At 47.1% G+C, this 25,641-nt stretch carries 25 protein-coding genes, 2 tRNA genes and 1 pseudogene; 12 read left to right on the top strand and 16 right to left on the bottom strand.

Annotation, left to right across the window (positions count from 1 at the left end; genetic code table 11):
* Nucleotides 1-23: 23 nt before the first annotated feature.
* Genes ACESON_RS10670 through ACESON_RS10645 form a run of 6 tightly spaced genes read right to left on the bottom strand, consistent with a single transcriptional unit; the run spans nt 24 to nt 4,967 of the window.
* Nucleotides 24-200, bottom strand: coding sequence for a Flp1 family type IVb pilin (locus ACESON_RS10670; protein WP_177959801.1), 177 nt, complete (start codon nt 198-200; stop codon nt 24-26).
* 13 nt (nt 201-213) lie between these two features.
* Complete coding sequence (locus tag ACESON_RS10665; protein WP_373109759.1) at nt 214-1,437, bottom strand: hypothetical protein; 1,224 nt, start codon at nt 1,435-1,437, stop codon at nt 214-216.
* Between the two features lie 29 nt (nt 1,438-1,466).
* Complete coding sequence (locus tag ACESON_RS10660) at nt 1,467-2,186, bottom strand: type II secretion system F family protein (RefSeq protein ID WP_177959803.1); 720 nt, start codon at nt 2,184-2,186, stop codon at nt 1,467-1,469.
* Nucleotides 2,187-2,196: 10 nt separating this feature from the next.
* Nucleotides 2,197-3,447 (bottom strand): CpaF family protein, encoded by a 1,251-nt coding sequence (locus tag ACESON_RS10655; RefSeq protein ID WP_373109758.1) that lies wholly within the window; start codon nt 3,445-3,447, stop codon nt 2,197-2,199.
* Nucleotides 3,448-3,465: 18 nt separating this feature from the next.
* Complete coding sequence (locus ACESON_RS10650) at nt 3,466-4,473, bottom strand: hypothetical protein (protein ID WP_373109757.1); 1,008 nt, start codon at nt 4,471-4,473, stop codon at nt 3,466-3,468.
* A complete protein-coding gene (locus ACESON_RS10645) occupies nt 4,470-4,967 on the bottom strand; it encodes a prepilin peptidase (protein WP_373109756.1) in 498 nt (165 codons plus the stop codon). The genes ACESON_RS10650 and ACESON_RS10645 overlap by 4 nt, the downstream gene beginning before the upstream one ends.
* Before the next feature lie 556 nt (nt 4,968-5,523).
* Between ACESON_RS10645 and nagE the strand changes: the two genes are divergently transcribed.
* From nagE to ACESON_RS10605, 8 genes are all read left to right on the top strand, one after another.
* Nucleotides 5,524-6,993 carry an N-acetylglucosamine-specific PTS transporter subunit IIBC gene (nagE, locus tag ACESON_RS10640; RefSeq protein WP_373109754.1) on the top strand — a complete coding sequence of 490 codons (1,470 nt, stop codon included), beginning with the start codon at nt 5,524-5,526 and terminating at the stop codon, nt 6,991-6,993.
* Nucleotides 6,994-7,194: 201 nt separating this feature from the next.
* Nucleotides 7,195-7,527 carry an ArsR/SmtB family transcription factor gene (locus ACESON_RS10635; RefSeq protein WP_373109753.1) on the top strand — a complete coding sequence of 111 codons (333 nt, stop codon included), beginning with the start codon at nt 7,195-7,197 and terminating at the stop codon, nt 7,525-7,527.
* 96 nt (nt 7,528-7,623) lie between these two features.
* Nucleotides 7,624-7,860, top strand: a complete 237-nt coding sequence (locus ACESON_RS10630) for a DUF2508 family protein (protein ID WP_177959807.1) — start codon at nt 7,624-7,626, stop codon at nt 7,858-7,860.
* A 41-nt stretch (nt 7,861-7,901) separates the two neighbouring features.
* Nucleotides 7,902-9,239, top strand: coding sequence for an alpha-amylase family glycosyl hydrolase (locus ACESON_RS10625; protein ID WP_373109752.1), 1,338 nt, complete (start codon nt 7,902-7,904; stop codon nt 9,237-9,239).
* Between the two features lie 4 nt (nt 9,240-9,243).
* On the top strand, nt 9,244-11,160 hold the full coding sequence (glgB, locus tag ACESON_RS10620) for a 1,4-alpha-glucan branching protein GlgB (RefSeq protein WP_373109750.1): 1,917 nt from the start codon (nt 9,244-9,246) through the stop codon (nt 11,158-11,160).
* A gap of 180 nt (nt 11,161-11,340) precedes the next feature.
* Entirely contained in the window at nt 11,341-12,093 is a 753-nt protein-coding gene (locus ACESON_RS10615; protein ID WP_177959810.1) for a phosphotransferase, read from the top strand.
* Nucleotides 12,094-12,207: 114 nt separating this feature from the next.
* Nucleotides 12,208-12,903 carry a response regulator gene (locus ACESON_RS10610; RefSeq protein ID WP_177959811.1) on the top strand — a complete coding sequence of 232 codons (696 nt, stop codon included), beginning with the start codon at nt 12,208-12,210 and terminating at the stop codon, nt 12,901-12,903.
* Between the two features lie 8 nt (nt 12,904-12,911).
* Entirely contained in the window at nt 12,912-15,215 is a 2,304-nt protein-coding gene (locus tag ACESON_RS10605; protein ID WP_177959812.1) for a histidine kinase dimerization/phospho-acceptor domain-containing protein, read from the top strand.
* 57 nt (nt 15,216-15,272) lie between these two features.
* Here ACESON_RS10605 and ACESON_RS10600 read toward each other — a convergent pair whose 3' ends face one another.
* The 4 genes and pseudogenes from ACESON_RS10600 to ilvD all read right to left on the bottom strand — a co-directional run bounded on the left by ACESON_RS10600 (nt 15,273) and on the right by ilvD (nt 19,574).
* Nucleotides 15,273-16,907 (bottom strand): peptidoglycan-binding protein, encoded by a 1,635-nt coding sequence (locus tag ACESON_RS10600; RefSeq protein WP_373109831.1) that lies wholly within the window; start codon nt 16,905-16,907, stop codon nt 15,273-15,275.
* Nucleotides 16,908-17,129: 222 nt separating this feature from the next.
* The gene (locus ACESON_RS10595; RefSeq protein ID WP_373109748.1) at nt 17,130-17,228 is read right to left on the bottom strand and encodes a hypothetical protein; all 99 of its coding nucleotides are present in this window, start codon (nt 17,226-17,228) and stop codon (nt 17,130-17,132) included.
* Between the two features lie 19 nt (nt 17,229-17,247).
* Nucleotides 17,248-17,588: pseudogene (locus tag ACESON_RS10590) on the bottom strand (gluconate permease); the annotation flags it as partial.
* A 198-nt stretch (nt 17,589-17,786) separates the two neighbouring features.
* Nucleotides 17,787-19,574: a dihydroxy-acid dehydratase gene (gene ilvD / locus ACESON_RS10585; RefSeq protein ID WP_373109746.1), complete on the bottom strand. Its 1,788-nt coding sequence runs from the start codon at nt 19,572-19,574 to the stop codon at nt 17,787-17,789.
* A gap of 319 nt (nt 19,575-19,893) precedes the next feature.
* On the opposite strand from ilvD, the gene ACESON_RS10580 reads away from it, so the two are divergent.
* Complete coding sequence (locus tag ACESON_RS10580; protein ID WP_373109744.1) at nt 19,894-20,610, top strand: FadR/GntR family transcriptional regulator; 717 nt, start codon at nt 19,894-19,896, stop codon at nt 20,608-20,610.
* Nucleotides 20,611-20,786: 176 nt separating this feature from the next.
* Here ACESON_RS10580 and ACESON_RS10575 read toward each other — a convergent pair.
* The 6 genes from ACESON_RS10575 to trmB form a co-directional block, all read right to left on the bottom strand.
* Nucleotides 20,787-20,859: transfer RNA gene (locus ACESON_RS10575), tRNA-Lys, on the bottom strand.
* A gap of 249 nt (nt 20,860-21,108) precedes the next feature.
* Nucleotides 21,109-21,181: transfer RNA gene (locus ACESON_RS10570), tRNA-Lys, on the bottom strand.
* A 101-nt stretch (nt 21,182-21,282) separates the two neighbouring features.
* Nucleotides 21,283-21,405, bottom strand: a complete 123-nt coding sequence (locus ACESON_RS10565) for a hypothetical protein (protein WP_373109742.1) — start codon at nt 21,403-21,405, stop codon at nt 21,283-21,285.
* Nucleotides 21,406-21,440: 35 nt separating this feature from the next.
* On the bottom strand, nt 21,441-21,755 hold the full coding sequence (trxA, locus tag ACESON_RS10560) for a thioredoxin (RefSeq protein WP_177958637.1): 315 nt from the start codon (nt 21,753-21,755) through the stop codon (nt 21,441-21,443).
* 22 nt (nt 21,756-21,777) lie between these two features.
* Nucleotides 21,778-21,915: a hypothetical protein gene (locus ACESON_RS10555; RefSeq protein WP_177958638.1), complete on the bottom strand. Its 138-nt coding sequence runs from the start codon at nt 21,913-21,915 to the stop codon at nt 21,778-21,780.
* A 41-nt stretch (nt 21,916-21,956) separates the two neighbouring features.
* Nucleotides 21,957-22,592 carry a tRNA (guanosine(46)-N7)-methyltransferase TrmB gene (gene trmB / locus ACESON_RS10550; RefSeq protein ID WP_177958639.1) on the bottom strand — a complete coding sequence of 212 codons (636 nt, stop codon included), beginning with the start codon at nt 22,590-22,592 and terminating at the stop codon, nt 21,957-21,959.
* A gap of 274 nt (nt 22,593-22,866) precedes the next feature.
* Here trmB and ACESON_RS10545 point away from each other — a divergent pair, with 274 nt between their 5' ends.
* The 3 genes from ACESON_RS10545 (at nt 22,867) to ACESON_RS10535 (ending at nt 25,639) form a co-directional block, all read left to right on the top strand.
* Nucleotides 22,867-23,961, top strand: coding sequence for an SH3 domain-containing protein (locus ACESON_RS10545; protein ID WP_177958640.1), 1,095 nt, complete (start codon nt 22,867-22,869; stop codon nt 23,959-23,961).
* A 320-nt stretch (nt 23,962-24,281) separates the two neighbouring features.
* Entirely contained in the window at nt 24,282-24,593 is a 312-nt protein-coding gene (locus tag ACESON_RS10540; protein ID WP_177958641.1) for an ATPase, read from the top strand.
* Nucleotides 24,594-24,595: 2 nt separating this feature from the next.
* On the top strand, nt 24,596-25,639 hold the full coding sequence (locus ACESON_RS10535) for a V-type ATPase subunit (RefSeq protein ID WP_177958642.1): 1,044 nt from the start codon (nt 24,596-24,598) through the stop codon (nt 25,637-25,639).
* Nucleotides 25,640-25,641 lie beyond the last annotated feature (2 nt).

Raw genomic sequence — 25,641 nt, 5'->3', positions numbered from 1 at the left:
CTGCTCTTCCTGTTGCATCTTCATCAGTAAACCTCTTTTGACTGCTTGCTTATTTCACTAAAAATATTATTTAACAGTTCCGTAATCTGGGACTTGAAAATAATCACCAGTCCAATCAGAACCACCAGAATCAAAACGATCTCAATTACGCCAACTCCATCCTCCTGATGGAAAAATTCACAGATTTCATTTCTCAACATATCGATATCCTCCTTATCCCATCGTCATCATGGCCGGAGCCATGATCATTACCATTACAATGCCAAGCATCAAAAACAGCGGCGCAAGCAGCTTTGTTCCTGCCTCCTCTCCCATACGGCGGGCCAGGTTTTTTCTCATTTCAAAAGCATCCTCCATCTCTGTTCTGAGTATGGCTCTTAAATTTTTTGTTCCCGCCTTTCTGTTCTGCTCCAATACGCTGCTCAGCTTCAGGTAAGGCTGAAGCTTACATCTGCGGCCAAATTCCCGGTAAGCAGTCCCCTCCGGCATTCCATTTACCAGCTGGTAATATGTACGGCACATTTCCTCTCCTGCCGCCTGCTGCTTCTGCTTTCCCATTTCTCTTGCGTGTTCATAGTCCTTTACCATTCGTTCCCACGCGCTGCGAATCGTCATTCCTGCTCCAACCAGGATCATCAGCTTTGATACCAGTTCTGCATAGTCCAGAAGCAATTCCTTCTCCCGACGTTTCTCCCTTACCTTTTCTGCCTCCCTCTCCCGGATTACCAGTAAGAATGCAAGAAAAATTCCTAAAAAAGGCAGCGCAAAATAATTCTCTTTCTTTTCCCTGCGGTAGGAAATTGTTCTGCCATCCACACGCTCCGGAAGAACCAGATACTCATCCGTCTTCTGTTCCTCATTCCTTTTCTCTATCTCCTGCTGAAGTCCTGCCAAAAGCTGCTCATCTGGAGAAAGCGTTCTGGGAACCAGACGAATAGGAATCTGGAAATCTGCATGATAACCATCCACAGTCAATCTTGCAGAGAGAATCACCTGTCTGGGCGTTTCTGTTGATTTCATAATTTTTCCCATAGAAGAAAGCAGTTCCGGTTCTGAGGACTGCCACCGAATAGAAATCCCTGTTTCTTTATCCCTGGAAATCAATTCCAAATCCGATTCCACCTCCGTCAGAGAACGGTTTTCTCCCCGGATTCTGTTTTCAATATCATCCATCAGATGATAAAAGGCCTCCATAGCTTCTTCCTGAGTATACGCTCTGGGACTGACCTGTACCGTAACAGGAACCGCTTTCTGAGCCACTCCGTCTACCAGCAACTCATACTGCTCCTCAAGTCCTGCATATCCATCTCGAAGAATTCTGTTTCCCGGCAGGCTTTCTGATGAACTGCTGTTAGAAATTTCCAGGACTCCATAAAGCGTCATACTTCCGACTATACAAACTGCCGGCAAAATCCACTGACTTTTTCTAGTAATCAAAAGTCCCCATCCCTCCTTTTTCAGGCAGCCTATATGCGGATATCCAGAATTCTTCTGGATAAAACCACTGAGATCAGATATCCTGCCATACATCCGGTCATCAAAATTCTTCCCAGTCCTGTTTCATACATCTGTGAAAAAAAACCTGGTGAAGAACCTTCCACATAAAATGCAATCAGAAATGGTATCATTCCCATAATTTTCTGTTCGAACTGCCGCGATGCTGTCATTGTCCGGATTTCCTCCCTCACCTGCATTTTGTCCCGAATCACTTCTGCCGTATGACGCATAATCCCGCTTAAATCTCCACCGCTGCGCTTGGCTACAGAAAATACCTCAGAAAAATTTTTCACATCCTCCAAACCGCTTCTCTCTGCAAAATCATTCAGCACCTCCTCTACGGTTCTGTTTGTTTTCAGCTGAGCGATCATATAGGAAAATTCTCTTGTAATCAGTCCATCTTCCCCATAAAGCATAGACAGTTCCTCCCTGCTCACTGCCAATGCGTTTTCCATGGCATATCCAGAACTTAAAGCCGATGCCAGAATCACCATGCTCTCCTTAAACTGAACAGCCAAAAGATTCCATCTCCTGTTTTTCAGTCTTTTTCTTTCCGAAACAAGAGCCACCGTCACCCCAACAGGAATCATCATCCAGAATGCCTTCATGCTTCTGTAAAACACTGTCGCAAACAGTCCGCAGGCAGCCACCCCCTTTCCCACTGCCTGAAGCAGTTCTGCCGTCGTCATCCTGTATTTCTCATACTGGATAACCTGCTGCTTTGAGTTTTTCCACTGACTGCAGAGTTCCTGTTTTGATAAGATGCCCCCTGACCCGCCCTGTTTTCCTTTCCTCATCGACACTTCCCTCCTCTTCCTGAAAACGGAACAGAGAATTCAACTGGATGATTCCTTCTTCCACTGCCCCTACTTCAGCAATCTCCAGAACCCGACGGCTTTTATCCCGCAGACGTCCCAAATGCACCAGAATATCAATCGCTGAGGAAATTTGGCTCCGCACTGCTGCTAAGGGCAAATCCGCCCCCATAAGCGTCATAGTTTCCAGCCTGGAAAGCATATCTCTGGGACTGTTTCCATGTCCTGTAGACAAACTGCCTGCATGTCCGGTATTTAACGCCTGAAGCATATCGAGACACTCCTTCCCCCTCACCTCTCCTACAATAATCCGATCCGGCCTCATCCGCAAAGCTGCCCGAATCAAATCGCTGATTTCAATGGCCCCCTCTCCCTCTCCATTGGCGTTACGAGTTTCCAGGCGAACCAGATTCGGAACCTGGCGAATCTGCAGCTCCGCTGAATCCTCTATCGTAATGACACGCTCTGTGTTCGGAATAAATCCTGACATAGCATTGAGAAAGGTTGTCTTGCCGGAACCAGTTCCGCCGCAGATAAACAGATTGTATCCTGCCTGTACCAGATTTTTCAAAAACTGTGCAGCTTCCTCTGTTAAAGAACCTATGGAAACCAGCTTCTCTGCTGTAATCGGATCCGGAAATTTTCGGATTGTCACAACCGGACCATCCAGGGCAACCGGCGGCAAGACCACATGAACTCTGGAACCATCCTCCAGTCTTGCATCTGCAATAGGATGCGCAACATTCACAGACCGGTTAATACGGCTGACAATCTGCTGAATCAAATCCTCCAGCTCCTCCACCTGGTCAAATGTCCGTTCCCATTGGCTGATTCTCCCTTTTTTCTCCACAAAAATCCGATCTTTTCCATTGACCATAATCTCCGTCACTTCTGGATCATCTACCAGCTCCTGAAGAATATCAAGCCGGCGAAAGCTGTCGTACAGCCGTGTTTTTAATTCCAGCCGCCGCTGCAAAGGCAGATATTGTCTCTGGCCTTCCCTGCGAATTGCCCGATCAATACACTCCTGCAGATTTTCCTCCTCTATCTGGCTGATCCCCTGAAGCTCCATACGAATCTCCTGCTTCAGACGCTCCTGCACTGTCCTGCTTTCTCTCTGCCCGTCTTTTTCCATTCTTGGTAATATCTGCAGTTAAGCTTCCTCCTTTCCTGATTCTCCCCGTCCGGTGAGACTCCGCACAAAGTCCCCCATCTCTCCCCATAACAATTGCTCCAGATAATGTCCCTGCTGGACGAGATTTTTCTGATATGGCAGGCGAATCCTTCGAATCCGCTCCAAAAGCCCTCCATATCCAGAGACTTCTATATATTTTTGCCATTGCTCCAGCTTTACCAGGGATACCGGATCCTCCTGGACTGGTGTGTAAACCACATCGCACAAGGACAAAAACAGTTCCGTCCCCCAGAAAAAATGTCCTAGATCTACAACAATCGTCTCATAAAGCCCTTCTGAAGCAATCAAATCAATCAAACTAGCCAGTTCCTCTCCTTTCATCTGCGCCAAATCTTCTGGATATTCTGCAGGAGGAACATAATCCAGCTCTCCCCAGCTGTATGTTACTCCCCGCAGGCGAAGATGGCTGTATTCTCCCTGCCGGTAATAATAAAGCAGCTCCGACAGACCAGCTTCATATTCCGTTCCTGTAAGCACAGACAATGCACAGCACTCCTCCAGTGTCAAAAAAAGCGTCTTGCTGCTTCGAGACAAATCCTGTCCCAGTGTAAATGCAAACGCTGTCTTGCCGCATCTGCCTACAGGAGAATAAACGCCGATTATCCTGCTCTTCTGGCTTCCAGTTACCATCCGTACCGGCTGTTCCTTCACCTGATAGCAGGACATAACCTCTCTCAGGACACTGTCTGTGGCCTGATATTTGTAAACTGTTTTCGCCTCCTTTCCCGGAAACCCTGTTTCTCCGAGACGAATAAGCTGCTCCGCCCGTATTCCTTCCAAAGCTTCCTCCTCCACCTCATCACCAACCAGAAGCATCTCTATTCTCTGCTGTTCAGAAAATGCCCGAAGACGGGCCAGACTGGTAAATGCCACAGCATGAAACGCCGCCTCCTTCTGATTTACAAATTCTGCAAAACGATCTGCATAAAATGGATCTGCATCATACACTGCCATAATCCGTTTCATAAAACACATCCTCCCAATCTGACTGCCGCTGAACCAAGCAGATACAAATATCCCCCAGCTGACAGACACGCTGCCAGAGGAATTCTGTGTCTGGCCTCCAGCCCTGTTAAATCATCGTAACTGAAACAGGTTCTCTGTCCCATCAGACTCTCTGCATAGTGAAGCAAATACCCCATACGCAGTCCAAAGCTTCTGTCTCTCCACATACGCCCCACTGACCACAAAGCTCCCAGAAACAGCCCGATCATTATCACGAACAGACCGTCCTGAATTCCCAGAAACCCTCCTGTAACAGCTGCCAGTTTTCCGTCTCCAGCTCCAATCATGCGGAAACAAAACAGCAAAAAGGATGGTATCAGAAAAAATACAGCTCCGGTAAAAAATACAGCCCCTCTGCATAAAACACCTGCAGCCAGGCCTAAAACAAGCCACCAGTTATACACCTTTCCGTCCCTCAGATCCGTAATTCCTGTGCCTGTCAGAACGATACACAAGATGCATCTGGAAAATAATTCCTCAGACAGACCTTCCCCTCCTCTCTTCTAAATCTTTCTCATAAAACTGTGTTGAAAATATTTTGCCGATTGGCTGATGCTTTCTTTTTCGAATCAACAGATCCGACACAGAAGCATAAATGAAATTGAATCACACCGCCTGAACTGGCGTTGACTGTACACTAATCATACCCAAAAATAACCCGGATGTCAATTCTATCAAACCGTTTTTCGATCGTCAAATTTCGACACCCCTCCAGGAATCAATCCTCTGATATCGTAACAGTTCAGTTACCTGATATCAATACTGCAAATTTCTTCACAAAATCAACAAAATCTTAAACAATATAAAAAAATCATAAACTTTTTATAAAAAAATTGTATTGACTTTTGTACATAAACAACGTATCATGAAGACAAATGGAAAATTATTTTATGTTCGTACCACGAAATGGGAAATTTTGTTTTTTATTCTTGCTTTTATCCTTTCTCACATTAATTTTCCAAAAATAATACCTTTTATCAAGAAAAGGAAAGAAAAAAGGAGGAATTTTTTATGATGAAGTATCTGCAAAAACTTGGTAAAGCATTGATGCTTCCAGTGGCATGTCTTCCCATCTGCGGTATTCTGATGGGTATTGGATATGCACTCTGTCCGTCTACCATGCAGGGTGGTGAAGTAAATGGTCTTGTAGAGATTATTGGCTTCTTTCTTGTAAAAGCAGGCGGAGCTCTGATTGACAACATGCACTGGCTGTTTGTTATTGGTGTTGCCGTCGGCATGACGGATGACCACGATGGTACTGCCGGACTGGCAGGTCTTGTTTCCTGGCTGATGATTACCAAGCTGTTAAATCCCGGCGTAGTAACCACCATCATGCCGTCTATCGCAGACAATGCCAACTCCATGCTGGCTTTCGGAAAAATTGAAAACGCATTTATCGGTATTATTGCCGGTCTGATTGGTGCTTCCTGCTACAACAGATTTAAGAACACCCGTCTTCCCGATGCGCTTTCCTTCTTCTCCGGCAAGCGTTCTGTCGCAATTATCACTGCTGTTGTTTCCATCGCAGCTGCAGCAATCCTGCTCTTTGCTTGGCCGCTTATTTTCGGCGGACTGGTTGCACTGGGCAAGGGTATCGTAGGCATGGGAGCTGTAGGTGCAGGTATCTACGCATTCTTAAACAGACTTCTGATTCCTACTGGTCTGCACCACGCACTGAACAACGTATTCTGGTTTGATACCATCGGTCTGGGCGATCTGTCTAACTTCTGGGCAGGCAAAACCTCTGCTGATGTTACCTGGGATCTTGGTATGTACATGTCCGGATTCTTCCCCTGTATGATGTTCGGTATCCCTGGCGCTGCACTGGCAATGATTCAGACCGCAAAGGACAATAAGAAAAAAATTGCCGTTGGTCTTGTAGCTTCCGCAGCAGTCTGCTCCTTTATCTGCGGTGTTACCGAGCCCTTCGAGTTTGGCTTTATGTTCCTTGCTCCGATTCTGTACGTTATTTACGCTCTGCTGTACGGTATTTTCACCACCATCACTGTACTCCTGGGCTTCCGGGCAGGCTTCTCCTTCTCCGCTGGTTTAACCGACCTGGTATTCTCTGCTTCCCTTCCGGCAGCACAGAAAACCTGGCTGATTCTTCCTCTGGGCGCAGCAGCATTTGTAGTATTCTACCTGGTATTCCGCTTTGCTATTACTGCATTTGACTTAAAAACCCCGGGTCGTGAGGACGATGATGACGAGTTGGATGCAAAGGCTGTTCTGGACACCAGCGATTTTGACGGTGTAGCAGCTATTATCCTGGAGGGTCTTGGCGGTAAAGAAAACGTTGTTTCTCTGGACAACTGCATTACCCGTCTCCGTCTGGAGGTAAAAGATCATACTCAGGTAAATGAGAAAAAGATTAAATCTGCAGGCATTGCAGGCGTTATCCGTCCCAGCAAGACTGCCGTTCAGGTTATTGTAGGCACCAAGGTACAGTTTGTAGCTGATGCCATGAAGAAAATGCTTTAATACATATCCTTTTTCTATCTTTTTAAAACAGGAGGACTGCAGAAACGGTCCTCCTGTTTTTGTTTTCTCCCATTTATTTCCCTTTTCTTTTGTGAATAATGTCTGATTTTATCCTTTTAATCCCCCTATTTTTCGTTGACATGTTCAGAAAACCGTGCTAGAATGGCATTAGTTTAAATTTTTAAACCAAGGAGGATTATTATGGCAGGCGGCAAGGATCTGGAACAGCAGTTTCATGACTGTATGCCCCTTTTCATTGCTCTTGGCGATGAGATGCGGCTTACCATCATAAAGACACTGGCCCATGCCGTCCGGACGGATCATCCGGAGGGACTGAATGTCAACGAGATTACACGCCAGACAAGCCTGTCCCGGCCTGCAATCTCCCATCACCTGAAAATATTAAAAGACTCCGGGCTTGTGGAGGTTCGCCGCAGAGGCACCTCCAACTACTACAGTCCAAGACTTTTAAGCGCCACCCGCAGGCTGATGCAGATGGGCGCTCTCGTGGAGGATTTTTTCAGGCAGGACTGAAGCATTTCCTCTTTCTGTATAGTTTTCCAGTTTCCGGTGATACTGAAACCAAAGCCAGATATTATCTGCAATCTACGTCTTTGGAGGCAGCATTTTATGAAAACAAAATCAGGTTATCAGAAGCGACAGCGCACAAAATCGACCGACACACTGGAAAATCTGGAACTGAAAGCGGAAATCGACCGGACCAGACACCGGCTGGAATCGGTTCGGAACCAGTTTGAGGAGGTGGTGGATCCCACCTTAATCGACTGTTATATTTATGAACTGAAAGCCGTTCAGCTGCGGTATCAGTTTCTTCTGCGGCGGTTTAAGCTTCTGGAAAACTCTTAAACACCGCAAAATCAATACATCAGGAGGACTTTACTGAAGCTATGGTTACTTGGTATGAAAAAGCGGTATTTTATCACATGTATCCTCTGGGGATGACAGGGGCTCCCCTTGAAAACAGCCCGAATACTCCCGTTGTTCACCGTTTTGAAGAGCTGAACAAATGGGTTCCCCATATGAAGGATTTAGGCTGCACCGCCCTCTATATTGGGCCGCTGTTCGAATCCTCTTCCCACGGCTATGACACCCGGGATTACCGCCTGACCGATCGCCGCCTGGGGGATAATGAAGATTTTATCCATTTTGTCAAACTATGCCATCAGGCCGGCATCCGCGTTGTAGTAGACGGAGTCTTCAATCATACAGGACGTGAATTTTTTGCTTTCCGCGATATTCAGGAAAAACGGGAACACTCCCCCTACTGCGGATGGTACAGGGGTGTAAATTTCGGCTGGGACAATCCCTTCCACGATGGCTTCAGCTACGAAGCCTGGCAGGGCCACTATGAGCTTCCCTGTTTGAATCTGCAGAATCCGGAGGTAAAACAGTATTTATTTGATGTGATTCGTTATTGGATTGATACCTTTGATATTGACGGAATCCGTCTGGACTGCGCCAATGTAATGGATTTCCAGTTTATGAAGGAGATGCGTGCAGCCACTGCTCCCATGAAAAAAGATTTCTGGCTGATGGGAGAAGTTATTCACGGAGAATACTCTCGATGGGTCAATGATGAAATGCTTCATTCTGTGACCAATTACGAGCTGCACAAAAGCCTCTATTCCGGTCTGAATGATCACAACTTTTTTGAAATTGCCCACAATGTACGACGCCTTCAGAATATCGGCGCCAGACTTTATACCTTTTTAGACAATCACGATGAAAACCGGATCGCCAGCAAATTAAAAGAAAAAGCTCACCTTCCTCTGGCATGGCTGCTGCTTTACACGCTTCCGGGCATTCCCTCTGTTTATTACGGAGATGAGTGGGCCATAGAAGGAGTCCGCACCAGAGACAGCGACAGAGCGCTGCGTCCGGCTATTTCCATGGAAAACGGTCAGAAGCTGGACTGTGAGCTGACAGAGCTGATTCGCCAGCTGGGCCAGATCCACACAGAGCACGAATGCTTTCACGGCGGACAGTATCAGGAGCTGCTTCTGACCAATCGCCAGTATGCATTTTCCAGGAGCAGCGAAAATTCGCTTACAATCACCGCCGCCAACAGTGATGACGGAGAAAGCACGCTTTCCATACCAGTTGGGGTCTCTGCCGGTCAAGCTGTCAATCTGATAGACGGCACAAGCATTCCTTTTGAGAACGGAAGACTCACACTTACATTACCGGGCAACAGCGGCGCTGTCCTGGAAATCAGGGAGGATTAGGATTATGGCTGCCAATACCAAAAAAGGAACCTCTGCCACAGGTATCATTTCAGAGATGGATCGATACCTGTTCGGACAGGGAACACACTATGAGATCTATGAAAAACTGGGCGCTCACCCCATGACACTGGATGGAAAAAGAGGCGTTTATTTTGCTGTCTGGGCCCCCCACGCTGCTTCTGTCAGCCTGGTAGGCGATTTTAACAACTGGGAGCCGGAATCTCATCCCATGACCCTTCTGGAAACCTCCGGAATTTATGAAATCTTTGTACCAGGTTTGAAAGAAGGCAATCTCTACAAATTTGCCATTGTTACCCAGACCGGAAAGCTCCTGTTTAAAGCGGATCCCTACGCCAGAAGCGCCGAATTCCGCCCCGGAACCGCCTCGGCTGTCGCTTCTGACACCCCGTATAAATGGTCTGATTCCGCCTGGCTGCAAAAACGCCGGACCACCAATCCCAGAGAAGCTGCCATGAGTATTTATGAGGTTCATCTGGGCTCCTGGAGAAAAAAAGACAGAGAAGAAAAAAATGGATTTTATACATACCGGGAGGCTGCTGTTGAGCTGGCTGAATATGTGAAGGACATGGGCTATACCCATGTAGAGCTGATGGGTATTGCTGAGCATCCCTTTGACGGCTCCTGGGGCTACCAGGTCACCGGCTATTACGCTCCCACCTCCCGTTACGGTACCCCCGAAGACTTCCAGTATTTTGTTAACTACCTTCATAAAAAAGGCATTGGCGTAATTCTGGACTGGGTTCCGGCTCATTTCCCCCGAGATGCCCACGGACTGGCTGATTTTGACGGACAGGCTTTGTATGAATACGCGGATCCGCGCAAAGGGGAACATCCGGACTGGGGAACCAAGGTATTTGATTATGGAAAGCATGAGGTTTCCAACTTCCTCATTGCCAACGCCCTGTACTGGGTAGACAAATTCCATGTAGACGGACTTCGTGTCGATGCCGTTGCCTCCATGCTATATCTGGACTATGGCCGCAAAGACGGCGAGTGGATTGCCAACCAATACGGCGGCAATCAGAATCTGGAAGCCATTGAATTTTTCCGCCATCTGAACAGCATCATGGCCTCTCGCGGACAGGGAGCCATGGTAATTGCCGAGGAATCTACCGCATGGCCTCTGGTAACACACGATCCCAAAGACGGCGGCCTTGGCTTTACCTTTAAGTGGAACATGGGATGGATGCATGATTTCCTAGAATATATGAAGCTGGATCCCTATTTCCGCAAATTCAATCACAACAAGATGACCTTTGGACTTACATACTTTAACAGTGAAAACTTTATTCTGGTGCTTTCCCATGATGAGGTGGTTCACTTAAAATGCTCCATGATCAACAAGATGCCCGGATATTTCCCTGATAAATTTGCCAACCTGAAAGCAGGCTACACCTATATGATGGGACATCCCGGAAAAAAACTTCTGTTTATGGGACAGGACTTCGGACAGCTCCACGAATGGGATGAAAAGGTCAGTCTGGACTGGTATCTGACCGAAGAAGAGCTCCACAGCGATCTCCAGCACTATGTCCGTGATCTGCTTCATATTTACCAGAAATATCCTGCACTCTATGAGTCTGATGATGACTGGGACGGTTTCCAGTGGATCAATGCCAACGACGGGGATCGGAGTATTTTCAGCTTTGTCCGCTACGCAAAAAACAAGCGGAAAAGCCTGCTCTTTGTCTGCAACTTTACGCCCATGGAGAGACCTGAGTACCGGGTCGGTGTTCCCAAACGCGGAAATTATACTCTGCTGTTAGATAACGGCCACGGAGCTTATGCCCCATCAGAATGTCCTGTTTTCCGGGCAGTCAAAAAGGAATGCGACGGACAGCCCTTCTCCATCAGCCTGCCTCTCTCAGCCTACGGAACCGCAATTCTGCGTTTTTCCTGAAGCTTCTAAGCAGACGCCGCCGAACGCAGGCATTGGTATTCGCAAAAGCATGGAATTTAATGAGAAAAAAGAATTGTTAAAAAATTATCAAAAAGTGGATGACATTCTGAAACTTTTGTAGTAGAATAAGGATCGACCTGGTTGAGTAATCAACACCAAAAAAAGGAAGGAGAGTTTCGTATGGCAAGAGAGTTAATATCCAAGAACGCGACCAAAAGTGTCTACCGTGATGGTGATATGGCAATTAAGGTTTTCTGTAAGGGTTTTCCTAAAGCAGAAGTACTGAACGAAGCACTTGTCAGTGCCCGTATCGAAGAAATCGGCGGTATCAATATCCCTGCTACTCTGAAGGTAGAAGTAGATGATGATGGCTGTTGGGCTATTTACAAGGAATTCATCAACGGCAAGACCCTCAAACAGCTGATGGATGAGAATCCTGACAAGCTGGACGAGTATCTGAATCAAATGGTTGACTTACAGTTGACGATTCATTCTAAGACCTGTCCATTACTGAACAAGTTAAAAGACAAAATGGCGCGGCAGATCTCTGAGATTGAGGAATTGAACCCTGTCAACCGCTACGATCTTCTCACCCGGCTGGACAGCACCCCCAAGCATATAAAGCTGTGTCATGGTGATTTCCAGCCTGAAAACATTATCGTGAAGGAAGACGGCACCATGTACGTTCTGGACTGGGTTCATGCAACCCAGGGTAATGCCAGTGCGGATGTGGCCAGAACCTATCTGCTGTTCTGCCTGGACAACCAGGAGGCGGCAGACAAATACATGGATCTGTTCTGCAAAAAAACAGGTACCGACAAACGATATGTACAGCAGTGGCTTCCTCTGGTAGCTGCCGCTCAGCTTACAAAGAAACGGCCAGAAGAGGCAGAGCTGCTTCACAGCTGGCTGAATGTCTGCGATTATCAATAACCAGGTTGTTACAATTCGAGGTCTTGCCGATTGCGGCAGGGCCTCTTTTGTTGTATACTGATACCAGCAGGGGATTGTTTTCCTGCTGTATAAACATTAGAAAAGGAGGAACTTATGCAGACCATTTTAGTTTGTGACGATGATAAGGAAATTGTAGATGCCATAGATATTTACCTGACCGGAGAAGGCTTTCAGGTGATCAAGGCATATGACGGCTATGATGCCCTGGCTCTTCTGGAAAAAAATCATGTAGATCTGGTTATTATGGATGTTATGATGCCAGGACTGGACGGAATACGAACCACACTGAAGATAAGAGAAACCAGCAGCGTTCCCATTATTATCCTCTCTGCAAAATCCGAAGACACGGATAAGATTCTGGGACTGAATATTGGCGCAGATGATTATATTTCCAAGCCCTTCAATCCCCTGGAGCTGGTAGCCAGAGTCAAATCCCAGCTGCGCCGCTACACTCAGCTGGGCAATCTTAACCAGCAGACCAGCGATCAGGTTTTCAAATGCGGCGGACTGATGATCAATGATGATACCAAGGAGGTCTGGGTAGACGAAGAGCCTATCCGCCTGACTCCTATTGAGTACAACATCCTGCTGCTTCTGGTAAAAAATGCAGGAAAAGTATTTTCCATTGATGAGATTTATGAACAGATCTGGAATGAGGAGGCTATTGGCGCAGATAATACCGTAGCTGTCCACATCCGGCATATCCGCGAAAAAATTGAAATCAACCCGCGGGAACCACGCTACCTGAAGGTTGTCTGGGGCGTTGGCTATAAAATCGAAAAACAATAGGAGAAATTATGAAGCGGAAAACCTATTCTCTGCAGATCCGCAAAACTCTTGCTGTGCTGCTCCATCTGATATTTCTGACTCTGACCGTATCCAGCATCAGTTTTATGTATCTGCATACCCGAATCGGAAGCGGCCTTGGCTGGATCCTGGAACGACAGTATGAGGACACACCTCAGTTTCAGCAGCAGTTTCAGTCAGATCTGGATCTGATATTCAAGTACGTATCTTACCGTGACATTTTTGAGACAGACGGCTCTCTGGATTTATCCAAAGAAATGTTTGCCGTATCTCACGGCGACGGCCCGGAAATCACCTATACCCTGGAGGAAGTACTCCGCTACGCCAAAAGTCAGGGCTTTTACTTAAACGATCAGTTTGAAGTAGTCAATGATCTTTTCATTTATGACAACGTCTCCACCACCCGGGATCAGCGCGTGATCTGGCGGGCCTACGAGCCCAATCCGATTTTGACAGAGCCGGGAGATGCTTACTCCTCCCTGCTGGATCTGTCCAGAGAGGTTCTGGACTGTTTAAGCGACTACTATACGGCCACCTATCGGTTTATGGCTAATCCGTCCAACCTGTACTATTCCATTGCCTATCTGGACGGAGATACCCCAGATGCTCTTTATACCAATGCCTCCGGCATTACGCCCGAAGAGCTGATGGAGCTGGGCCGCTACTGTTCCCTGACCAGCGAGTCCATTATTATTGATACCAACCTGTCAGAAATTCCAAAAAACATTGCTACCTCTATGGAGCAGAATAATACCTCCAATTCGGATCGCTATTATATTACTGTTGCGGTAGATACCGATTATCTGGCTGATGATCTTTATTCTGATCAGTCTATTGCCTACCGCCATCTTAGAAGCCGATTTGCAGAATCTCTTCTGGGACTGGCCCTTGGCATCATCGGATGCCTTGCAACCCTCTACTATCTGGTTATTAACTCAGGTTACAGGACTGCAGACAAAGCGATTCCCTATCTCCACGGCTTTGATGGAATCTCTACAGAGGCGTGCCTGATTATGACTGGGGTTTCCACTTTATTCGCCCTGTTTCTCGGCGAAAAAATCGGATACCGGCTGATTCATCTTGTTACAGCAGAGGCAAGCTGGAGTTTTCTGGAACGGATGCTGCGGGCAGTTCTTATTTATGGCTGCTGTATGATCAGCGCTTTCAGCCTGCTGCGGCGCTACAAATGCAGAACTCTCTGGAGCGGCAGCACGGCCTGCCAGTTAAAGAAAAACCTGGAGCTTTATTTCACAGACAGAAGCTTTTCCTGGCGTCTGTTATGTGTTTATTCTGGCTTTATTGGAGCTCACTTACTCCTTCTGGGATTGATGGCCGCAGCCTTTCACTTCCGTATTTATGCGGCTGCAAAAGCCGCTCTCCTGCTTCTTCTTGCAGGACTTTGTATTCTGGATTACCTGGTCTTTCACAAGCTGTTCTGCATTTCCGGACAGCATGACCGAATTGCCGATGCCATTGCAAAAATTGCAGGCGGAGATACGTCTTATCAGATGGATCTGCAGGGGCTTTCCGGCAAGGAGCTCCAGATGGGAAAAATGATTAACAGCATCGGAACCGGTCTGGAACAGGCGCTTCAGGAACAGGTAAAAAGTGAACGGCTGAAGGCGGATCTGATTACCAATGTATCGCATGATATCAAAACGCCTCTCACCTCAATTATAAACTATGTAGATTTGCTGAAACGGGAAAAGCTGCCTGGTGAAAAGGTTCAGGAATATCTGAATGTCCTGGATCAGAAGTCCCAGCGGCTGAAAAACCTGACAGAGGATCTGGTAGAGGCCTCTAAGGCCAGCTCCGGCAATGTCAAGCTGGAAATGGCAACCCTGGATCTGGTGGAAATGATCTGGCAGACCAACGGAGAATTTGAAGAAAAATTTGCCCAGCGCCAGCTGGAGCTGATTGCCGCCCTCCCGGCTCAGAGCATTCTGATTCACGCTGACGGGCGCCATCTGTGGCGCGTTCTGGAAAATGTATATAACAATGCATTTAAGTATGCTATGGAACACAGCCGTGTATACACAGAAGTGATTCAGAAAGAAAATCATGTGTTTTTCACTATAAAAAATGTTTCCGAATCTCCCTTAAACGTACAGGGCTCCGAACTGACAGAACGTTTTGTCCGGGGTGATGTATCCCGAACCACCGAGGGAAGCGGACTTGGTCTCTCTATCGCTCAAAGTCTGACAAGACTTCAAGGCGGAACCTTTGAAATTCTTATTGACGGAGATCTGTTTAAAGTTCAAATCGGCTTTGAGGTAGTGGAAAAACAATCCTAAAAAAAAGAATCGTCCAGCTCCGGTTCAGCACCGGAAAATGGGACGATTCTTTTTTCTTTATCCAAAAATACGCCAGCCGCAGATAAAATTATTGGCCCACCAGGAACTTAAAGAACGATGTACCACCTTGCCGTTACCGGAAGATGCGTCAATCACCGTTCCGCCATTGGCAACAATACCTACATGGCCGCTTACTACAATAATATCTCCTGCCCGCAGATTGGAAAAACTGGTAATCTTCTGATACTTTCCAACACTGCGCCAGCCGGAGGAGGTCAGATAACTCTGACGGACTCCAACCTGATTCAGACACCAGTATACAAAACCGGAACAGTCAAATGCATTTGGCCCCTTAGCGCCCCATACATAAGGACAGCCCAGCTTGGAGCTGGCTACAGAAATCAAAGCGCTGGCACTTCCGCTGGCTGTTCCTGTACTGGGAACTCCACCGCCTCCGGAGGAGCCTCCGCCGGAATTGCCGCTCTGGCTGGAACCGCCTGTGCTGGGTCTTCTGTTTCCTCCGCTGGAGGTGCTTCCTCCCCTGGAGCCAGACGGCGCTTTCTTGGCATCGCTGCTGGTCAGCTTTGCCATCGTCATGGCGCCTACGGTTCCGTCTGCGCTGAGGCCGTTGGTCCGCTGGAAGGATTTTACTGCATCCTCCGTAATCTCACCATAATAGCCAGTTGCATTTCCTGAATTTAAGTATCCAAGTCCGCTCAGAAGGCTCTGGACTCTCTGAACACTCTCGCCGCTGTCACCAAGGCTTATGCCGTTTGGTACTGCGGAATCACTGTTTAAGGCAATACGGGTATCTGGTCCCAGGAAGCCGTCTACAACCTGGTCATTTCTTGACTGGAACTGCTTCACTGCCATAATTGTATCATTTCCATAGGTTCCGTCCGGCTCTGTTGTCATATACCCCAAAAGCTTCAGACGTTTCTGCGCTTCCAGCACCACATCACTTTTCTCACCGTAGGAAAGCAGGTTGGGCTTTACCTCATCGCTGTACAGCAGGTTCATAGTTTTCCGGCCTACCTTGCCGTCCTGCTCCAGCCCATTGACACTCTGCATCTTTTTCACAGCAGCCTCTGTGGCTTCTCCAAAATTGCCAGTTACCTGGTTTCCATAAGCCAGATATCCCATCTGATACAGACGATCCTGAATCCGCTTAATATCATCGCCCACATCTCCCATCTGAGCTGCGTAATATTTGGCATCCGGCGACAGAATGGCCTCCAGCGTCTCCGGACCGATAATCCCGTCCTGAGCCAGCTTATTCTGCCGCTGATAAATCTTCACGGCACTCTGTGTTACCTCACCGTAAAAATCCGTTGGTTCATCGTTGTCCATAAATCCCAGATCCATCAATCTCTGCTGCAGCTTTGCCACAATCGGATGGTGCTCGCCAATCCGCAGATAATCAGGAATCGGATCCGTATACTCTGCATCCACTCCTGCTACAGAGGGCAGCAGCGGTCCATCCGGCGTCAGCGCCATAACTGTTTCATCTGCAGCTGTCTGAGGCAGAGTCTCTTCCATCAGAACCACTGGAGGAGCCAAGGACGTTGACTCATTTAACGCAGCTTCCTTGCTGCCGCAGGCTGACAGCGCTCCGGCACTCAAAAGGACTGCGCCGGCAAGAAAGAACCGACGCAGGCTGTCTCTGTGTTTTCTCCTTTTTTTCATATTCATATGTAATGTCATAAAGGCCTGATTCCTCACTTCCTTTGTCGAATAAACAACATTTTAGCACATTTCACATTTCGTTTCAACGTGTGAAGGAAAATTGAAAGAACTTTCCATCTTCGTTCAGATATGGGAAACTTCAGGCAGGAAAATACATTGAAAGCTTGTATGAAAAAAGCCCCTTCAGCGCCAGCTGCTAAAAGGGCTTCGGAAATCTCTGTTTCCTTTTTATGCGAAAAATGAAATAATCAATGCTGCGATGAAGCCGGTTCCTCCTACCAGTGTCTCCATAATGGTCCAGGTTTTCAGAGTTGTCTTCTCATCCATGCCAATCAGAGACTTCACCAGCCAGGGAGTCCAGAATAATCAGTACCAGAGGAATCATAATAATGCCTACAATCGTTCCAAAGGACGGCAGCTTAGACTCATCAAAATCTGCCTGATTTGCTACATGCTCCGGAATCGCAATGTTATATTTTTTCCCGCAGAAAGCGCCAAACACAGGGCCTGCCACAATCATGGCAACCGTACCGCACAGAATACCGGCATAGCAATGACCAGACCAGTAATTCCAAGAGCCCAGACCGCTTTTTCATCTCCAAATTTCTTTACCATAGTTACAGCGATACTCTGGACACCGCCTGAGGTTTCCAGTATCGCTCCAAACATGGAACCAAGACCAACCAGCCTTGTCGGATTTAATGCTGTTTCCATTTGTGTACCCCTTTCCTTATTCGTTTTCCCGTTTTCCCCTTCCGCCGGACAACTGCCTTTTATCAGAATCCGGCGGACCGTTTTCAAAAGCCTTATTATTTATTGTAATAGTTCCGCCATGGTTCTTCTTGCCGCCTACAGCGGACAAGAAGCTCCGGGCGGCTGAAGGATTTATTCCATATATCCGCCCTTCATGGGAGATACTGCGTGCTGAGAATAAATCTTCATCACGCCCCTGGTATACTTAGCCGGCTTTGGCTGCCATTTCGCCTTTCTCTCCGCCAGAACCTTTTCCATCTCAGCCTCTGACAGCTTCTCGCCCTTCACGCCTACAATTTCCAGCTTTCTGTTTACCACATCAATATGAATCAGATCTCCATCCTCAACCAGAGCAATGGGGCCGCCTGCTGCCGCCTCCGGGCTGACATGGCCGATAACCGGTCCCCGGGATGCGCCTGAGAAACGGCCGTCTGTAATCAGCGCTACGCTGGAAGCCAGCTCCGGATCTGAGCAGATTGCCTCACCAGTATAGAACATTTCCGGCATACCGCTTCCCTTGGGGCCTTCATAACGGATAAAGATAGCGTCGCCCGGTTTCACCCGTCCCTTCAGGACTGCGTCAATACACTCCTCCTCACTGTCAAAGGGTTTTGCATTCAGAGTTGCCTCAAACATATTATTCGGACATGCCGTATGCTTGATTACGCATCCCTCTGGAGCCAGATTTCCCTTCAGAATAGCAATGCTTCCGTCCGTTCCCTTCGCATCGTCAAAATCATGGATAATCTCTGTCCGTTTAATCTCGCGACCCAGCAGCTTCGCCTTTTCTTTCAGGATGGCATCACAGTGCTCATAAAAGCCATTGTGCTTTAACTCCTCCAGATTCTCTCCCAGGGTCTTTCCGGTTACTGTCATAACATCCAGATGAAGCATTCCCTTAATCTCCTCCATTACTCTGGGGACGCCTCCTGCATAGTAGAAATACTGAGCAGGCCAGTCACCGGAGGGACGGATATTCAGCAGATAGTGAGCGCCTCTGTGCATCCGATCAAAGGTATCTGCATCAATCTCAAATCCAAACTCATGGGCAATGGCCGGAATATGCATGGTAGCATTGGTTGAGCCGGAAATCGCTGCATGAACCATAATGGCATTTTCAAAACTCTTCATTGTCACAATGTCCTTCGCCTTGATTCCCTGCTCCACCAGCTTCATCAGCTGCACGCCGGCATCATAAGCTGCCTGCTTCAGTTCCGGAGCTGTTGCCGGCATCAGAGCCGTTCCCGGAAGCATCAGGCCCAGCGCTTCTGCCATAATCTGCATCGTAGAAGCAGTTCCCATAAAGGAACATGCTCCGCAGCTGGGACATGCATGCTGTTTGTAATAATCCAGCTGCTCCTTGGGAATCTCTCCTCTCTTTTCCTGCGCGTCAAACTTTCCAATTTGCTCCAGAGTCAACAGCTCATTAATGGCGCATGAGGGATCCTGTTCCACATATTTAGCCGGAATGGTATGCGCCTCCATAACTCCGCCGGTTACTACAATCGCGCTCATATCCTTTAATTTTCCGATTCCCATCAACATGGCCGGCATGGATTTATCGCAGCTTGCAATAAACAGACCGCCGTCATAACCGGTTGCATTTCCATGAATTTCCACCATATTCGCCATCATATCCCGATGAGCCAGGGAATAATTGATTCCGTCATGGCCCTGGGCGATTCCATCGCAGATATCGGTTACATAATTGCGTGCTCCTTTTCCTCCGTTATCGGCAATTGCCCGCATTCCCTCTTCCACAAACTGATCCAGGTGGGCGCTTCCCGGATGACTGTCTCCAAATGTGCTTTCCACAAGAATCTGCGGCTTGAACAAATCCTCTACCGTCCATCCCATACCGATTTTCAGCGGGTCATTTTCCGGTGCAAGTACTCTGATTTTCTGGCTGTGCAGTTCCATTCGTAAACCTCCTCGATTAAGTAAAAACTTCTCCAAAATCATCTGATGTCTTATGCCTAGATTCTACCATTTCTTTGTTTTTATTACAAGCCATCAGACATTATTTCTACTATATTTACAGGTTTTCTCTATTTCTATTGTGTATATCTTACAAATATCGTGTGTTTTTCCGTCTTTTATCCTCTTTTTAATTGTCTGATGTCTTATTTTTGGCATAAATACATCAGACGTCTTATCTTCGACTTGATTTTCCCAGGGAAATGCGTATACTGAATTTATAGACATCTTACTACATCACAGAGAAACGGAGACACCTTTTATGAGCGAACTGTCCAATATCAAAAGCACACTCCTGGCAGAGCAGGTACAGGAACAGCTGTATCAATATATTCTTGATAATCATTATGAAATCGGGACGAAAATCCCCAACGAATTTGAACTGGCAAGATATTTTGGAGTAGGAAGAAGCACCATCCGGGAAGCTGTAAAGCTTCTTATATCTAAAGGCGTGCTGGAGGTGCGGCGAGGCTCCGGAACCTACGTCATCAGCACAACCCCTGCTGATCTGGATCCTCTGGGCCTTCAGAAGATCGAAGACAAAATGGCTCTGGCCCTGGATCTGGTAAATGTACGCATTATGCTGGAACCAGGCATTGCAGAAATGGCTGCCTTAAACGCCACTCCAGAGGATATCAAAAAGCTTCGCGACCTCTGCGATCAGGTAGAAATCCGCATAAAAAATGGTTCCAGCTACATCAAGGAAGATATCGCCTTCCACACCTGTGTGGCAGAATGTGCCAAAAACAAAGTGGTGGAACAGCTGATTCCTATTATTGATACGGCTGTACTGATGTTTGTCAACGTCACTCACACTCGATTAAAAGAAGAAACTATTATGACCCACCGGGCTGTTGTTGACGCCATTGCAGATCACGATTCCATCGGAGCCCGGTCTGCCATGATGATGCACATGACCTTTAACCGAAACATGATCCGAAAGCTAATGAAGGAGAAAGCTCAGCCGCCTCTTGCCTAAAAAAGAAAGAAGCTCGCGAGCTTCTCCGCTTGCAGCGGGTCGCTTCTGCGACAAAATTCTCTTCCAACCCATGGCGATCCCCGCAGAGCGTTTTTATTTTATAGGACGTAATTTCCTATGGAATAAAAAAAGTACCAGCCCCGCAGCTTCTTGTCTGCAAAACCAGTACCTTATCATGCGCCCTCGGGGGCTCGAACCCCGGACAAATAGATTAAGAGTCTACTGCTCTACCAACTGAGCTAAGGGCGCATATCCTATTTTCTTTTACCGGATAACTTCCTGTATTACCGGCACGATTAATATCATACCTCATTCTTCGACAAAAGTCAACTATAAAATTCACTTTTTTTAAATTCACAACGTTTATACCATTCCAAAATTTTCTTCCAACCCATAGCGATCCTTGCGAAGCATTTTTGTTTCATAGGACGTAATTTTCTATGAAACAAAAAAGCACCGGCCCCACAGCTTTCTATCTGCAAAACCAGTACTTTAAAATGCGCCCTCGGGGGCTCGAACCCCGGACAAATAGATTAAGAGTCTACTGCTCTACCAACTGAGCTAAGGGCGCATGTCTATAATTGTTTGATGTCCTCATCAACAAGACGAATATTATTTTACATCTAATTTTTTTAAATGTCAACACTTATTTTCATGTTTTTTTAATTATTTTTATATTTTCTTCTTTTTTGTATATTTTCCCGGACGCTCTGCCTCTTTCAGGCTGGCTGCAGCAGGGAATTCCGGCGAAAACGCCTTTCCCTGCCGCAGTCCAGAATCCATGCTGCATTCCAAAAGGCTGCAGCCCTCCATTTTTCGGAATAACAGGCTTACGCCTCCTTCACCAGCTTTGCTACTGTATCCTTCGGCTGTACGCCAATCAGCTTGCCTGCCGGAAGTCCATTTTTAAATACCATCAGCGTGGGAATTGTCATAACCCCATACTTCATGGCAATCTCTTCATTGTCATCTACATTCAGCTTTCCAACATAGGCAATGCCGTCTAATTCGCCAGCCAGCTGCTCCACAACCGGAGCCATCATTTTACAAGGGCCACACCAGTCTGCATAAAAATCTACCAGCACCGGTTTATCTGCCTGCAGCACCTCGTTGTCAAAATTCGCAGTTGTAAATGTCTTTTCCATATTTTCTACTCCTTTCAGCCCCTTACCTGCACCGTCCCCGATTCAGAATCCTTTCCACCTCTCGGAAGCACCGGCACCAGTTTAAAATCTTCCGGTTTAAGGCTTCCTTATCACAGGTAGCGCTTTGCAGGCTGCGGGTTATCTTTGTTTTGAAGTCCATCTGCGGCTCCGGGAAATCCTTTTACTATCATTATATGCAGTTTAACGGCTGGCTATCAGCTTGCAGATAGGATTTCCCATGGCAGAAAACTTCATTTCATATTCTGTCATCACATTTCCCTCTGCCATAGGGCTGTGATGAAGATCCTCTGTAAATGCATCAATTCTCCAGCCTGCTTCCGGAATTGCCTCCAGGGAATAAGCGAACAGTCCCTGATTATCCGTTTTAAACTCTACAGTTCCATCTCCACAGAGAACCTGATCATACACCTTCATAAAATCCGGCGATGTCAGACGGCGTTTTGCATGGCGATCCTTTGGCCATGGATCAGAAAAGTTCAGATAGATCTTTTCTATCTCCCCTGGTTCAAAAATTTCTGCCAGCTCCTTTGCATCCACACACATAAAGAAAATATTTGGAAGCTCCAGCTCTGCCCGTTTCTGCAGCGCCCGCAGCAATACGCTGGAATACCGCTCGATCCCGATAAAATTCACCTGGGGATTTCTGGCAGCCATTTCCATAATAAAACGGCCTTTTCCCATGCCTACCTCAATGCGGATGGGATTGTGGTTGCCAAATAATTCATGAAACCGGCCGCGGTACTCTGCCGGCTGCTGAATCACATAGGGACTGGAAGCAATGGCTTCTTCTGCCCCGGGAATGTGACGTAATCTCATATCTGTGTTTCCTCCAAACCTGCTTTCATGCTGTGGTTTTATTCTACCAGACGAAAATATTCTTTGCAAGCAGAAAGAAAACTGAAGAACTTTCTCCCTATCACAAGTTAAAAATCCTTAAAATGTTACAATATCTTTAAAATTCAATAGTTTTTCATTTTTTGAGTGCGCAATTCTAACTAATGTAGTATAATATTCACAAAAGCACGACCGCTTATATAAAGAATCAAAAAAATGTGTTCCCACAGCACATTCCCATACAAAGGAGGTTCCCATGGCAAACAATACCAATACTAGCTGGGAGAGAATCCAGCAGGGTGTCAGTGATACAGAGCGGCTGATTGGTCAGAAGGAATACAACGCTTCTATGATCAAAGCTCGCCAGACTCTGGAATTTATGGTTAAGCTGCTTAGTGAACGGGCCGGACTGGATGATGGCTGCGATCTGAAAACCCAAATTGATCTGCTCTACCAAAACCGCTGGATCAGCAAGTCTGCCTGCGAGCACTACCATAAAATACGGATTATCGGCAATGCCGCCGTTCACGACGGCGATTCCAATGCATACAGTGCCAACCAGGCATATCATATGCTTTCTCAGGAAGTTTATGCTTTTACAGACAGTAAAAATGCCGGACGTACAACGGGACGTTCTTTCCAGCCATCGAAAGCTGCCCCTGCCTCTGGCCGTTACAGCTCCGGCTCTTCTCAGAACAACTCGGCTGCTCGTTACGGCTCCGGCCAGAGTTCTTCAACTGGACGCTATGGCTCTAGGCCCTCTCAGAGCCCTTCGGCTGGGCGCTACGGCTCCGCTTCCGCCCAGGGCGGCGCACAGATTTTATCCGGCGCCAGCTCCACTCAGGCGGGACGCTCTGCTTCCTCCCGAAGCACTCAGCCAGCCCGTTCTTCCCAGAATGCTCGCTCTTCGCAAAACAACAGGCGAAGCTCTTCTCCAAGCAGGCGGCGCACCCCACAGAAACGTCAGACCATTACTCTATACGATTTATTAAAGCTTCTGGTCCCTGTTCTCTGTATCATTCTCCTGTTTTTTGTTATCCGTCTGTTTAAACCAGGTGAAGATACAAAGGATACCACCGCAGCAACCACTCCTCCCGTAGAGTATATGACAGAGTCCACCTCTGCAGATGCAGTTCCTGACACTACTGCAGCAGACAACGCTGCTCCTGTATACAAAACCACCGACACTCTGAACGTCCGCTCCCAGCCCAATACCGACGGAGAGCGAATCGGCCAGCTGGCTGCCGGAACCACAGTCGAGTATATCAGGGCGCATGATGCCGAATGGGCAGTAATTCTTTACAACGGACAGGAAGCCTATGTTGCCAGCCAGTATCTGTCAGCAGAATAGGATTTGCTCCCCCCGCAGCTTAATAAGCTGCACAATTTCCTTCTGGGCCGCGGCCGTCATATTCCGGCGCCGCGGCCCCTTTATCTTTCTTCCAATTCTCCGCGGTCTTTCACCGTATTTTCTTTCCTTATACATAATGAATGAAAATGCCTTGTTAAAATTTTGTTTTTCTTTCGTTTTCACTATGGTAATTCAAAGAAAAACGAGTATGATGATACGTGTACTACATAATACCCTGTATAGGGACAGATCTATAGCGCTTCTTTTAGATAGAGAATGTCTCTCTGCAGGAAAACAATAATAAGACAAGGAGGATTGCGATGGACACTGTCATTAAGCAAATATCGGAAATTGAGTCCGCAGCCGCCGCTGTCATGGATGCGGCCAATGGGCGAAAAAAAGCCTTTGCCGAAGAAATGGCGGAAAAAACTGCTGCCTTTGACCGGGAACTGGATTCGGAAACCGAAGCCAAGCTGCAAAAAATTCGGGCAGAAATGGAAGTTGAAATGGATTCCAAGTTGTCAAAACAAAAATCCGATGCAAAGAAGGTATTGGCATGGATGGAAAAAAATTATGAAAACCATCACACAGAATATGTCATACAGCTGTTTCAGTCCATGATAAAGGAGTAGCTATGAGTCTGCTGACCTACAGTGGAATTACCACAAAAGTACGAGCCATGGAAAGCCGCCTTTTCACAGAAGAACAGTTTCGTGAAATGGCTGCCCTGGAGGACGTTCACAGCGCCGCCGATTATTTGAAGCAGCAGCCCGCCTATGCCGGTATATTTTCCGGTCTTGACGACTCCATGCTGCACAGGGGCAATATCGAGCGGCTTCTGACCCTTTCCCTCTACCGGGATTTTGCCAGCCTTTACCGGTTCGGCAGCCTGAAACAACGGCGTTTCCTGGATCTCTACTTCATGCATTACGAAATTGATATTATGAAACGGGCTCTGCGGCATGTGTACAGTAAACAGCCTGCAGAAATGGATTTATCCGAATTCCGGGAATTCTTTGAAAAGCATTCCTCGATTGATCTGGTTGCCCTTTCCCAGTCAGAAAGTCTGGAAGAATTTTTAAGCAGTCTGAAAGGTTCTATTTATTATGACCTGCTTGCCGGACTGGCGGAAAACGGAAAATGCAGCAGCTTTGACTATGAGCTTCAGCTTGATTTGTTCTACTTTAAATCTCTCTGGAAAATCAAAAATAAGATTTTATCGAAAAAAGAATTGAAAATTCTGGACGAGTGCTTTGGCTCTAAAATTGATCTGCTGAACATTCAGTGGATGTATCGATCCACTCAGTATTATCACCTTCCGGCAGCAGATATTTATTCTCTGCTGATTCCCATTCGTTACCGGCTGAAGCCGGAACAGATCAACCGGATGGCGGAGGCATCCACAAGAGAAGAATTTCTGGCAGCAGCCAGTCAGACCGTTTACGGAAATCTGGCCAATACCTTTCTTCAGAAAAATCCGGATGCCGATGGGCTCTACCGCCAAATCATGGCGCGGATTTACAGTACGGCAGGAAGAAAAAATCCCTATTCTATTGCTATTCTCAATTCCTATCTTTTCTTTAAGGAACGGGAAATGCACAGAATCATTACCATTCTGGAGGGAATCCGCTATGGGCTGAGCGCCAGCGAAATAGAAGGGCTTGCAGCAAAACAATAAGG

It is taken from the genome of Lachnoclostridium sp. Marseille-P6806, assembly GCF_964238185.1.
Classification (GTDB): domain Bacteria; phylum Bacillota; class Clostridia; order Lachnospirales; family Lachnospiraceae; genus Brotaphodocola.
The sequence above is the reverse complement of the archived record's forward strand: the minus strand, read 5'-3'. Positions and strand labels throughout refer to the sequence as shown.

Bases quoted from the DNA above. Each gene is read 5' to 3' on its own strand.
- glgB (WP_373109750.1), top strand. From the start codon at position 9,244: ATGGCTGCCAATACCAAAAAAGGAACCTCTGCCACAGGTATCATTTCA.
- trxA (WP_177958637.1), bottom strand. From the start codon at position 21,755: ATGGAAAAGACATTTACAACTGCGAATTTTGACAACGAGGTGCTGCAG.
- ACESON_RS10655 (WP_373109758.1), bottom strand. From the start codon at position 3,447: ATGGAAAAAGACGGGCAGAGAGAAAGCAGGACAGTGCAGGAGCGTCTG.
- ACESON_RS10595 (WP_373109748.1), bottom strand. From the start codon at position 17,228: ATGGATGAGAAGACAACTCTGAAAACCTGGACCATTATGGAGACACTG.
- trmB (WP_177958639.1), bottom strand. From the start codon at position 22,592: ATGAGATTACGTCACATTCCCGGGGCAGAAGAAGCCATTGCTTCCAGT.
- ACESON_RS10540 (WP_177958641.1), top strand. From the start codon at position 24,282: ATGGACACTGTCATTAAGCAAATATCGGAAATTGAGTCCGCAGCCGCC.
- ACESON_RS10650 (WP_373109757.1), bottom strand. From the start codon at position 4,473: ATGAAACGGATTATGGCAGTGTATGATGCAGATCCATTTTATGCAGAT.
- nagE (WP_373109754.1), top strand. From the start codon at position 5,524: ATGATGAAGTATCTGCAAAAACTTGGTAAAGCATTGATGCTTCCAGTG.
- ACESON_RS10555 (WP_177958638.1), bottom strand. From the start codon at position 21,915: ATGGACTTCAAAACAAAGATAACCCGCAGCCTGCAAAGCGCTACCTGT.
- ilvD (WP_373109746.1), bottom strand. From the start codon at position 19,574: ATGGAACTGCACAGCCAGAAAATCAGAGTACTTGCACCGGAAAATGAC.
- ACESON_RS10605 (WP_177959812.1), top strand. From the start codon at position 12,912: ATGAAGCGGAAAACCTATTCTCTGCAGATCCGCAAAACTCTTGCTGTG.
- ACESON_RS10625 (WP_373109752.1), top strand. From the start codon at position 7,902: ATGGTTACTTGGTATGAAAAAGCGGTATTTTATCACATGTATCCTCTG.
- ACESON_RS10630 (WP_177959807.1), top strand. From the start codon at position 7,624: ATGAAAACAAAATCAGGTTATCAGAAGCGACAGCGCACAAAATCGACC.
- ACESON_RS10670 (WP_177959801.1), bottom strand. From the start codon at position 200: ATGTTGAGAAATGAAATCTGTGAATTTTTCCATCAGGAGGATGGAGTT.
- ACESON_RS10600 (WP_373109831.1), bottom strand. From the start codon at position 16,907: ATGAATATGAAAAAAAGGAGAAAACACAGAGACAGCCTGCGTCGGTTC.
- ACESON_RS10535 (WP_177958642.1), top strand. From the start codon at position 24,596: ATGAGTCTGCTGACCTACAGTGGAATTACCACAAAAGTACGAGCCATG.
- ACESON_RS10545 (WP_177958640.1), top strand. From the start codon at position 22,867: ATGGCAAACAATACCAATACTAGCTGGGAGAGAATCCAGCAGGGTGTC.
- ACESON_RS10635 (WP_373109753.1), top strand. From the start codon at position 7,195: ATGGCAGGCGGCAAGGATCTGGAACAGCAGTTTCATGACTGTATGCCC.
- ACESON_RS10660 (WP_177959803.1), bottom strand. From the start codon at position 2,186: ATGACGACGGCAGAACTGCTTCAGGCAGTGGGAAAGGGGGTGGCTGCC.
- ACESON_RS10580 (WP_373109744.1), top strand. From the start codon at position 19,894: ATGAGCGAACTGTCCAATATCAAAAGCACACTCCTGGCAGAGCAGGTA.
- ACESON_RS10615 (WP_177959810.1), top strand. From the start codon at position 11,341: ATGGCAAGAGAGTTAATATCCAAGAACGCGACCAAAAGTGTCTACCGT.
- ACESON_RS10610 (WP_177959811.1), top strand. From the start codon at position 12,208: ATGCAGACCATTTTAGTTTGTGACGATGATAAGGAAATTGTAGATGCC.